7 protein-coding genes and 3 pseudogenes are annotated in these 9,957 nt (G+C 64.6%); 2 read left to right on the plus strand and 8 right to left on the minus strand.

All coding sequences use genetic code 11. From position 1 onward, the window contains the following. The first annotated feature begins 84 nt into the window (after positions 1–84). Both B4C31_RS07315 and glgC read left to right on the plus strand, forming a co-directional pair. Entirely contained in the window at positions 85–951 is an 867-nt protein-coding gene (locus B4C31_RS07315) for a TrmH family RNA methyltransferase (protein WP_291531953.1), read from the plus strand. A gap of 141 nt (positions 952–1,092) precedes the next feature. After that, a complete protein-coding gene (gene glgC / locus B4C31_RS07320; RefSeq protein ID WP_291531949.1) occupies positions 1,093–2,340 on the plus strand; it encodes a glucose-1-phosphate adenylyltransferase in 1,248 nt (415 codons plus the stop codon). A gap of 119 nt (positions 2,341–2,459) precedes the next feature. Here the strand turns inward: glgC and B4C31_RS08860 are convergent. The 8 genes and pseudogenes from B4C31_RS08860 to B4C31_RS07355 form a co-directional block, all read right to left on the minus strand. After that, positions 2,460–2,798, minus strand: a pseudogene (locus B4C31_RS08860) (metal-sulfur cluster assembly factor); the annotation flags it as partial. A 98-nt stretch (positions 2,799–2,896) separates the two neighbouring features. After that, positions 2,897–3,035 (minus strand): annotated as a pseudogene (locus B4C31_RS08865) (metal-sulfur cluster assembly factor); the annotation flags it as partial. A gap of 62 nt (positions 3,036–3,097) precedes the next feature. Next, a complete protein-coding gene (gene sufU, locus B4C31_RS07330) occupies positions 3,098–3,655 on the minus strand; it encodes a Fe-S cluster assembly sulfur transfer protein SufU (RefSeq protein ID WP_289068366.1) in 558 nt (185 codons plus the stop codon). Positions 3,656–3,773: 118 nt separating this feature from the next. Next, a pseudogene (locus B4C31_RS07335) lies at positions 3,774–5,045 on the minus strand (SufS family cysteine desulfurase). A 99-nt stretch (positions 5,046–5,144) separates the two neighbouring features. Beyond that, on the minus strand, positions 5,145–5,924 hold the full coding sequence (gene sufC, locus B4C31_RS07340; RefSeq protein WP_033507456.1) for a Fe-S cluster assembly ATPase SufC: 780 nt from the start codon (positions 5,922–5,924) through the stop codon (positions 5,145–5,147). Between the two features lies 1 nt (position 5,925). Then, entirely contained in the window at positions 5,926–7,152 is a 1,227-nt protein-coding gene (gene sufD / locus B4C31_RS07345; protein WP_291531951.1) for a Fe-S cluster assembly protein SufD, read from the minus strand. A 5-nt stretch (positions 7,153–7,157) separates the two neighbouring features. Then, positions 7,158–8,663, minus strand: coding sequence for a Fe-S cluster assembly protein SufB (gene sufB / locus B4C31_RS07350; protein WP_033507523.1), 1,506 nt, complete (start codon positions 8,661–8,663; stop codon positions 7,158–7,160). A 229-nt stretch (positions 8,664–8,892) separates the two neighbouring features. After that, on the minus strand, positions 8,893–9,957 hold a 1,065-nt coding region (locus tag B4C31_RS07355), incomplete at its 5' end, for a CTP synthase (protein ID WP_291531952.1).

A 9,957-nucleotide genomic window follows, 5' to 3' on the forward strand; every position in this document is an offset into this window, starting at 1 on the left:
TGCGGGTTCAAGTCCCGCTCCGGACACAGACGAAAACCCCTTGGCTTCCAAGGGGTTTTGTTGTATCAGGCGAAAGGCGGCGGCATGCGCTTCATCCCACTTGAGTCGGTTGACGACGAACGTGTCGAGGCCTATACGAATCTCACCGAGATCCAGCTGCGCAACCGACTGGAGCCATCCAAGGGGCTGTTCATCGCCGAATCGCCGAAGGTCATCGACCGGGCGCTGGCCGCCGGCAGGGAACCGATCTCGTTGCTGGTCGAGGAGCCGTGGATCGACGGCATGGCGGAGACTTTCCGCTTCGTTGACGGGCATTGGGGCCCCGACGTGCCCGTGTATGTGGCGTCGCCCGAACAGCTGAAACGACTGACCGGATACCGTCTGCACCGCGGCGCGCTGGCAGCCATGCGCCGGTGGCCGTTGCCCAGCGTCGAGGAGGTGTGCGGGAACGCGCGCCGCATCGCCGTGATGGAGAACATCGTGGACCATACCAATGTCGGCGCGCTGATGCGCTCGGCCGCGGCGCTGGGCGTCGACGCCGTGCTGGTGACCCCGTCGTGCGGCGACCCGCTGTACCGGCGTGCGGCGCGCGTGTCCATGGGCACGGTGTTCCAGATCCCGTGGACCCGCATCGGCGGCGACGATACGCACTACTGGCCCGTCGAGGGTCTCGCCGAGCTGAACCGACTGGGATTCACGACCGCGGCGATGGCGTTGGAGAATGATTCGATCTCGCTGGACGAGCTGGTACGCCGGCTGGACAACGGCGCCGACGCCCCCGATCACATCGAAAAGCTCGCCCTGATCTTCGGCACCGAAGGCGATGGTCTGAGCCACCGCACGATCGCCCACGCCGATCTGACCGTCAGGATTCCGATGAGCCACGGCGTGGACAGCCTCAATGTGGCGGCCTCCAGCGCCGTCGCCTTCTATTCGACTCGTGTTCACTGAAAAGTCGATGACATGCGGGGCGTCTTGTCTTGCGAAACGAAAAAAATATGTAATTATTGACACTGTAGGTGGTCTGCAAGGAAGCGGGCCAACAGCAATGCAGTACGGTGTCGTAAGACGCTCTAAGAGAGGAGTGATCGGATGTCGAAATCCAATCCGAAGATTCTGTCCATCGTGCTAGCGGGCGGTGAAGGCACCCGATTGATGCCGTTGACCAGGGATCGTGCCAAGCCGGCTGTGCCGTTCGGCGGCGTATTCCGTCTGGTCGACTTCCCGTTGAGCAACCTCGTCAACTCCGGGTATCAGCAGGTCATCGTGCTCACCCAGTACAAGTCGCACTCGCTGGACCGCCATATCTCGCTGACGTGGCGCTTCTCGCCGCTGCTGGGCAACTATGTGTCCCCGGTCCCGGCGCAGCAGCGTCTGGGCAAGCACTGGTACCTCGGCTCCGCGGACGCGATCTACCAGACCATCAACATCATCGAGGACGTCCAGCCGGATATCGTGGTCATCGTCGGCGCCGACCATGTGTACCGCATGGACTTCAGCCAGATGGTGCAGCAGCATATCGAGTCCGGCGCCGAGTTCACGGTGGCCGGCATCCGCCAGCCGATCAGCCAGTCGAACCAGTTCGGCGTGATCGAGGTCGATCCCGAGCATCCGAACATGATCAAGAGCTTCCAGGAGAAGCCGGAGACCACCACCGGACTGCCGGACGATCCGAATTCGTTCCTGGCCTCGATGGGCAACTACGTGGCCAACACCGACGCCCTGTTCGCCGCGCTGGCGCAGGACGAGAAGGCCGAGAACACGAAGCACGACATGGGCGGCGACATCGCCCCGTACTTCGCCAGCCGCAACGAGGCCGGCGTCTACGACTTCAACACCAACGAGATCCCCGGCTCCACCTCCACCGATCACGCCTACTGGCGCGACGTAGGTACGCTCAAGCAGTTCTACGATGCGCATATGGACCTGATCTCCTATGTGCCCGAGTTCAACCTGTACAACTCGGAGTGGCCGATCTACACGATGTCCGGCAACCTGCCGCCGGCCAAGTTCGTGCATGCCGGCCGCGACCGTCTGGGCCACGCCACCGATTCGATCATTTCCCCCGGCGTCATCGTCTCCGGCGGCGAGGTGCATCACTCGGTGCTCTCCCCGAACGTGCGCATCCACTCCTGGTCGCAGGTCGTGGACTCGATCCTGTTCGACGGCGTGGTCGTCAACCGCCGCGCCCGCGTGTACAAGGCCATCCTCGACAAGAACGTCGTGCTCACCGAGAACTCCACGGTCGGCATCGACACCGAGCATGATCTTGCCCGTGGCTTCACGGTGACGCCGGACGGCATCACCGTCGTGCCGAAGAGCACGATCGTCGACGACTGATTCAGCGACAGCTGATTCGGCATAGAGACACGCATTAGGGGCCATCCGTCAGGATGGCCCCTAATAGTATGTGGGAGATGAGATGTGCGTAAGTCCGCTTGTTCTCCCCCGCCGCGTTGTCAGTACTTCGGCATCGCGTCGAAGTTGAAGCCCAATGCAGCGAGCTGGTCGCGTCCCTCCGGCGTGATCATGTCCATGGTCCACCGCGGCTGCCAGGTCCAGTCAATGCGGAACTCCTCCACCAGCCCGGCCAGCGTGGCCGCACACTCGTCCTCGATCAGGTCGGTCAGCGGGCAGGCCGGCGTGGTCAACGTCATCGTGATGATGGCACGCCCCAACGCGTCGATCTCGATGCCGTACACAAGACCCAGATCGATCACGTCGATGCCGAGTTCGGGGTCGATGACCTGGTGCAGCGCCTCGCGCACGTCGGCCGCGGTCGCCCGCCCGATCTCGTCGACATAGGTCAGCGGGATGCCGTCGTCGGCGGTCTCCTTGTCCTCGTGCTTCTCGCATTGGCAGGAGTGCTCCGCAGCCGGCGCGGCATCGGCATCCTGCTGAGGGCGGCCGTTGGGGAATCCCTTGGCCAGCGCGGGGTTCGCCATCACGCGGCGCGCCGCCTGCTCATCGCCCAACGCCTTCTGCACGGAATCGAAGACCGTATTGCGCGGTTCGGGAACCAGATTGTCGTTCATGTACACTCCCATTCATCATGTATCGCGACCATTGTACGTGGCGCGAATCGCCACCACAAGACCTATTGCATACGGGCCAGGGCCTCGGCCACGGAGGCCTTCATACCCTCCCAGCCGAGCAGTGCGCATTTGATGCGCATCGGGTACTTGGAGACGCCCTGGAACACCACGGCATCGCCCAGATCCTCCTCGGCGGATTCGTCATCCAATCCGGCGCCGCGCGAATCCATCAGCTGATGGAACAGACCGGCCAGCCGCATCGCCTCGTCCACGGTCTGGCCCTCAACCAAATCGACCATAATCGACAGGCTGGCCTGCGAGATCGAACAGCCGTGGCCGTCCCATACGAGACGTTCGATGGTGTGCGGGCGGCCATCGCCGCCATCCGACACCTCGGCGTGGATCGTCGCCTCATCGCCGCAGGTGGGGTTGAACTGGTGGGATTCCCCGGCAGCGCAATACTCATGGCTGGCACGGACGACGCTCTCCCCCGCCTGCGCGGACTGTTCGCTCGCCAGATCCGGCGCGAACCGCTCGCGACCGTGCGGGTTGCGGGACGCCTCCAGGATCACCTCCTGGTACATCTGTTCCAGATCGTCGCCGCTCATGCCGAAATCCATCTTCACGCTCCTTACCGGACGAACACCGTTCATCCTATCGTTCACACCGCAATCATCGTATCCGCAGACAGGCATGATGTCGATACCACGGCAGGTGCGAGGTTATATGGTCATCCGGTCACACCCGGAAGAACGCCCTGACCTTGGACACCGCCTCCACCAGCGCCTGCGCGTCCGCCACGGAATTGTACACGCCGCTGGAGGCGCGGTTCGAGGCGTAGAGGCCGAAATGCCGGTGCACCGGCTGCGCGCAGTGGTGTCCGACCCGGATGGCGATGCCCTGCGCGTCTATGAACTGCCCGACATCATGCGGGTGCACGCCGTCGACGTCGAACGCCACCGTGCCGATCCGGTCCCTGTTCTCACGCGGTCCCAGGATGCGCACGCCGTCGACGTCGCCGAGTTTGAGCAGTTCGGCGGCCACCGCATGCTCGTGCGCGGCGATGGCGTCCATGCCGATCGCCATCATCCATTCCGCGGCCGCGCCTGCGGCCACCACCTGTGCGACCGGCTGGGTGCCGGCCTCGAACCTGGCGGGCGGCGCCATCTACTGCGCCGGACGGTCCATCCAAGCCAATTCGACCATCGAGCCGCCGAAATTCGCTGGGGGCAGCGCCTCCAGCAGTTCGCGGCGACCGTATAGGAAGCCGACCCCGGTCGGGCCGTACATCTTATGCGCGCTCCAGACGGCGAAGTCCACGTCCAAGGCGTGAACATCCACTTTGAGATGAGGCACGGACTGGCAGGCATCGAGCACCACCAGCGCGCCGACGGCATGGGCGCGGCGGACGATCGGAGCCAGATCGGTGATCGCGCCGGTCACATTCGCCACATGGGTGACCGCCACCACGCGGGTGCGCTCGGTGATCGCCTCATCGGCCGTGTCGGACCGGATGCGCCCCTCCTCGTCCAGATCCAGCCACCTGAACGTGGCGCCGGTGCGCGCGGCCAGTTCCTGGAACGGCAGCAGCACCGAATGGTGCTCGGCCTTGGAGACCACGATCTCGTCTCCCGGATGCAGGGCGAACCGTGCGGCCGCCGAACCGCCGCGTCCCAGCGAGGCGTTGCCGAAGGCGGTCGCCAGCAGATTCAACCCGGCGGTGGCGCCTCCGGTGACGACGATCTCCTCGCCGCCCTCATCCGCGCAGGCGCCGACCAGACGCGCCATCGAGGCGCGGGCCCGCTCGAACGCCACCGTGCTACGCGCCGCCAATTCATGCGCGCCACGATGCACGGCGGCATTGTCATGACGGTAGAAATCGGCTTCCGCATCGATGACGCAGCGGGGTTTCTGCGCGGTGGCCGCCGAATCCAGATACACGAGCGGATGTCCGTGAACGCTCTGGTCCAGAATCGGAAACTCCGCCCGAATCGCATCGAAATCAACCATGCCCTTGCCTTCCATCATTCAATCCGCCGATGCATCATCCATGTTCGCCTCGCCGGTGGTGCAGGCCGCCGCATACTGCGGTCCGCACCACCGCGGCGCCTATGCCAGCGCGGACTCGCTGTCGGCGCCCTCCGGCAGGAACTGATCGTAGCCGCTCTCCTCCAACTCGTCGGCCAGCTCTGGGCCGCCGGTCTTGACGAAGTGGCCGTCGGCGAACACATGCACGATGTCCGGCTTGATGTACTTGAGGATGCGCGTGTAGTGCGTGACCATCAGGATGCCCAAGCCGGTGTTCTCTTTGGCACGGTTCACGCCCTCGGACACGATGCGCAGCGCATCCACGTCGAGGCCCGAGTCGGTCTCATCCAGCACGGCGAACTTGGGCTTGAGCAGTTCCAGCTGCAGCACCTCGGCGCGCTTCTTCTCGCCGCCGGAGAAGCCCTCGTTCACGGAACGGGTGGCGAACTTCGGGTCCATCTTGAGCCGCTTCATGGCCTCAGTCAGTTCCTTGGTCCAGGTGCGGATGGCCGGGGCCTGGCCGTCGATCTCGGTTTTGGCGGTGCGCAGGAAATTGGTCATCGACACGCCCGGCACCTCCACCGGGTACTGCATGGCCAGGAACAGACCGGCCTTGGCGCGTTCGTCCGGCGTCATCGTCAGCAGGTCCTCGCCGTCCAGCAGCACCTGGCCGGATTCCACCTCGTACTTGGGGTGGCCGGCCAGCGTGTAGGCCAGCGTGGACTTGCCGGAGCCGTTCGGTCCCATGATGGCGTGGGTCTCTCCCGAGTTGACGGTCAGGTTCACGCCTTTGAGGATCTGCTTGCGGCCGTCCTTGGTTTCGACCGAGGCGTACAGGTCCTTGATTTCCAACGTCGACATCTTACTTCTCCTCCCAAACGTTTGTCATGGCTTCGCTTTCGCCGCGGGCAAGCCGGCGGTCGATGATGGTCATCAGATGATCGCCGATCTGCGGGATGCCGATCTCCTCGACCAGCTCGCCGAAGAACCCGCGCACCACCAGCTTGCGGGCCTCCATCTCCGGAATGCCGCGCGACTGCAGGTAGAACAGCTCCTCGTCATCGAACCGGCCGACCGAGCTGGCGTGTCCGGCGCCGATGATGTTGCCGTTCTCGATCTCCAGGTTCGGTTCCGAATCGGCGATCGCGCCCGGCGTCAGCACCAGGTTGCGGTTGAGTTCGTAGGAGTCGGTGCCCGGCGCGGTCGGCTGGATCAGCGCGTTGCCCACCCACGTGGAGTGCGCGCCCTGCCCGTCCAGCGCGCCCTTGTACACCACGCGCGACTTGCAGTCCGGATGGTTGTGCACCACCATCGTGCGGTGCTCGATGTGCTCGCCCGGATCGGCGAAGTAGATGCCCAGCATGTTCAGGTCGCCCTGCGGGCCGCCGAAGTCCTGGTCCATACGGATGCGGACCACGTCGCCGCCGAGCGTGACCATCGAGTGACGCAGGCTGGCGTTCTCGCCCACATGGATGCGGTGGCCGCCGACATGCTTGGAACCCCGTTCCCACTCCTGGATGAAGGTGGTGGACAGGTTGGAATCCCGGCCGGTGACGATCTCCACGCCCTCCGCGAGACGTGCCGTGCCGTGGTGTTCGACGACGACGTCGGCATGGGTGCCGGCGTCGGCCGCGATGACCAGGTGCAGCGCGTCCGGCGCGTCACCGCCGCCGGTGATCGAGACGCGCACCGGCTGGGCGACGTCGCCGTGCAGGGTCACGACGGTCGCGGTCTTCACGACGTTCCACTCGACCGCCGAGATGCGGTCGCTCGGCTTGGACACGGTGCCGCTCGGCGCGACGGTCTTGTCCACGACCTCGACGGCGACCTGCGCGGGGTCCAACGGCGAACCGTCGATACCGGTCACTTCGACCGCGGTCAGGCCGCTCGGTTCGAACACGTCGAGGAATTCGGCGACGCGGTCCAACGGCGTGTACCGCCACTCCTCCTGACGGGAGGTCGGCATCGCGAACGCGTCGAGGTCGAAGCTGCGCGGCGCACGGTCCGCGCTCGACGGCATGGCCGCCGGTACCGCGTACGGGTCGTTCGGATCCGCCACGGGAATGGTGATTTCGGTTTTCTCTGCCATCGGACTCAGCCCACCGATCCTTCCATCTGCAGTTCCACCAAACGGTTCAGTTCCAGCGCGTACTCCATCGGCAGCTCACGGCTGATCGGCTCGACGAAGCCGCGCACGATCATGCCCATCGCCTCGTCCTCGTTCAGACCGCGGCTCATCAGATAGAACAGCTGGTCCTCGGAGACCTTGGAGACGGTGGCCTCATGCGCCATCGACACGTCGTCCTCGCGCACGTCCACATGCGGATAGGTGTCGGAACGCGAGTAGTCGTCGACCAGCAGCGCATCGCAGACCGTGGAGTTCGAGGAGCCCTCGGCACCCTTGACAATCTTGACCAGACCGCGGTAGGCGGAACGGCCGCCGCCGCGCGAGATGGACTTGGCCACGATCGTGGAACTGGTGTGCGGGGCCAGGTGGATCATCTTGGCGCCCGTATCCTGGTACTGCCCCTTGCCGGCGAAGCCCAGCGACATGGTTTCGGCCTTGGCGTACGGTTCGGCCAGGATGCAGGCCGGGTACTTCATCGTGGCCTTGGAGCCGATGTTGCCGTCCACCCATTCCATCGTGCCGCCCTCGCGCACGTAGGCGCGCTGGGTGACCAGGTTGTACACGTTGTTCGACCAGTTCTGCACGGTGGTGTAGCGCACGCGGGCGTGCTTCTCCACGATGATCTCCACGATGGCGGCGTGCAGCGAGTCGGTCGAGTAGATCGGCGCGGTGCAGCCCTCCACGTAATGCACGTAGGAGCCCTCGTCGGCGATGATCAGCGTGCGTTCGAACTGGCCCATGTTCGGGGTGTTGATGCGGAAATAGGCCTGCAGCGGGATGTCCACATGCACGCCCTTGGGCACGTAGATGAACGAGCCGCCCGACCAGGCGGCCGTGTTCAACGCGCCGAACTTGTTGTCGTCCGGCGGCACGACCGTGCCGAAGTACTTGCGCACCAGGTCCGGGTATTCACGCACCGCGGTGTCGGTGTCCACGAAGATCACGCCTTGGTCCTTCAGCTCCTGCTGGATGGAGTTGTAGATGACCTCGGACTCGTACTGGGCGGCCACGCCGGAGACCAGACGCTTCTTCTCCGCCTCGGGGATGCCCAGGCGGTCGTAGGTGTTGCGGATGTCGTCCGGCAGATCCTCCCAGGTGGCGGCCTGCTTGTCGATCGGCTTGACGTAGTACTTGAAGTCGTCGGCGTTGAAACCGCTCAGGTCCACGCCCCAATCCGGCATCGGCTTGTCCAGGAACGCCTGGTAGCCCTTGAGACGGATGTCGAGCATCCACTCGGGTTCGCCCTTGTCGGCCGAGATGGCGCGCACCACGTTCTCGTCGATGCCCTTCTTCGCCGCCTCGCCGGCCGCATCGGAATCATGCCAGCCGTACTCGTACTCGCCGAACTGGCTGATGATCTCGTCATCCTGTCTGATCTTGTCCTCGTTGACGCGGGAACGGCCGGCCACATACTGGCTCATCTCCACGTCAGCCGCGGCGCCGCCCGTCTGCCCGGGCGACTGTGGCGTCATCTCATCCGTCACTGCGCGCTGCCTCCTTCGTACGAATTGCTTCCATCCGCAACACTAACGGAAACGGCGGGGAAACACTAGTATCCGCCCGAAAAATCCTCCCCAGGCGGATGTGAGGAAGCTCACGGGGGTATCAACGGAGTTGTTCGCCGTCCAATGGCATCCTCCGAAAAACAGACGGTGCCACACGAAAATCGTGTGGCACCGCAATCAGCACAGTACTGAATCGTCAGCGATCGGACTGGTGAACCAGCGCGGCCCTGACCAGACCCGCAAACAGCGGGTGCGGCTTGGTCGGGCGGCTCTTGAACTCCGGGTGGGCCTGCGTGGCCACATAGAACGGATGCACCTCGCGCGGCAGCTCCACGAACTCGGTGAGCTCGCCGTCCGGGCTCTGGCCGGAGATCACCAGGCCGGCCTCACGCAGACGATCCTTGTAGGCCACGTTCACCTCGTAGCGGTGGCGGTGCCGTTCGGTGACATGCGTGGTGCCGTACAGTTCGGCGACCAGCGAACCCTCCAGCAGCTCAGCCGGATAGGAACCAAGCCGCATCGTGTGGCCCATATCGCCCTTGCCGGCCACGATATCCTTCTGCTCCTCCATCGTGGCGATGACGGGATTCGCGCAGTTGGGGTCGAACTCGGTGGAGTCCGCGTCCTCGATGCCGAGCACGTCGCGGGCGTATTCGATGACCATCGACTGCAGTCCCAGACACAGGCCGAGCGCCGGCAGACCGTTCTCGCGAGCGAACCGCAGCGCGCCGATCTTGCCTTCGATGCCGCGGATGCCGAAGCCTCCCGGCACCACAATGCCATCGACCTGGTCGAGCGCGGCGGCCGCGCCCTCCGGGGTCGCGCACTTGTCGGCCGCCACCCACTTGACGTTGACCTTGGCCCAGTTGGCGAAACCGCCGGCCTTGATCGCCTCGGTGACGGACAGGTAGGCGTCCGGCAGGTCGATGTACTTGCCGACGATCGCGATGTTCACCTCATGCTTCGGATGATGCACGCGCTCCAGCAGATCGGCCCACTCGTCCCAGTCCACGTCGTGGAACGGCAGACCCAGCTCGCGCACCACATAGGCGTCGAGACCCTCGTCGAACAGGATCTTCGGCACGTCGTAGATGCTCGGCGCATCCACACAGTTGACCACGCCCTCCTGATCCACGTCGCACATCAGCGAGATCTTGTCCTTGATGGACTGGTTGAGCGGACGGTCGGAACGCAGCACCAGCGCGTCCGGGGAGATGCCCAGCTGACGCAGCATCATCACCGAATGCTGGGTGGGCTTGGT

The organism is Bifidobacterium sp. UBA4282, assembly GCF_002394995.1.
In the GTDB taxonomy this organism is placed as follows: domain Bacteria; phylum Actinomycetota; class Actinomycetes; order Actinomycetales; family Bifidobacteriaceae; genus Bifidobacterium; species Bifidobacterium pullorum_B.

Excerpts from the sequence above, each read along its gene's own strand:
- sufU (WP_289068366.1), bottom strand. The coding sequence starts at position 3,655 with ATGGATTTCGGCATGAGCGGCGACGATCTGGAACAGATGTACCAGGAG.
- sufB (WP_033507523.1), bottom strand. The coding sequence starts at position 8,663 with ATGACGCCACAGTCGCCCGGGCAGACGGGCGGCGCCGCGGCTGACGTG.
- B4C31_RS07315 (WP_291531953.1), top strand. The coding sequence starts at position 85 with ATGCGCTTCATCCCACTTGAGTCGGTTGACGACGAACGTGTCGAGGCC.
- glgC (WP_291531949.1), top strand. The coding sequence starts at position 1,093 with ATGTCGAAATCCAATCCGAAGATTCTGTCCATCGTGCTAGCGGGCGGT.
- sufD (WP_291531951.1), bottom strand. The coding sequence starts at position 7,152 with ATGGCAGAGAAAACCGAAATCACCATTCCCGTGGCGGATCCGAACGAC.
- sufC (WP_033507456.1), bottom strand. The coding sequence starts at position 5,924 with ATGTCGACGTTGGAAATCAAGGACCTGTACGCCTCGGTCGAAACCAAG.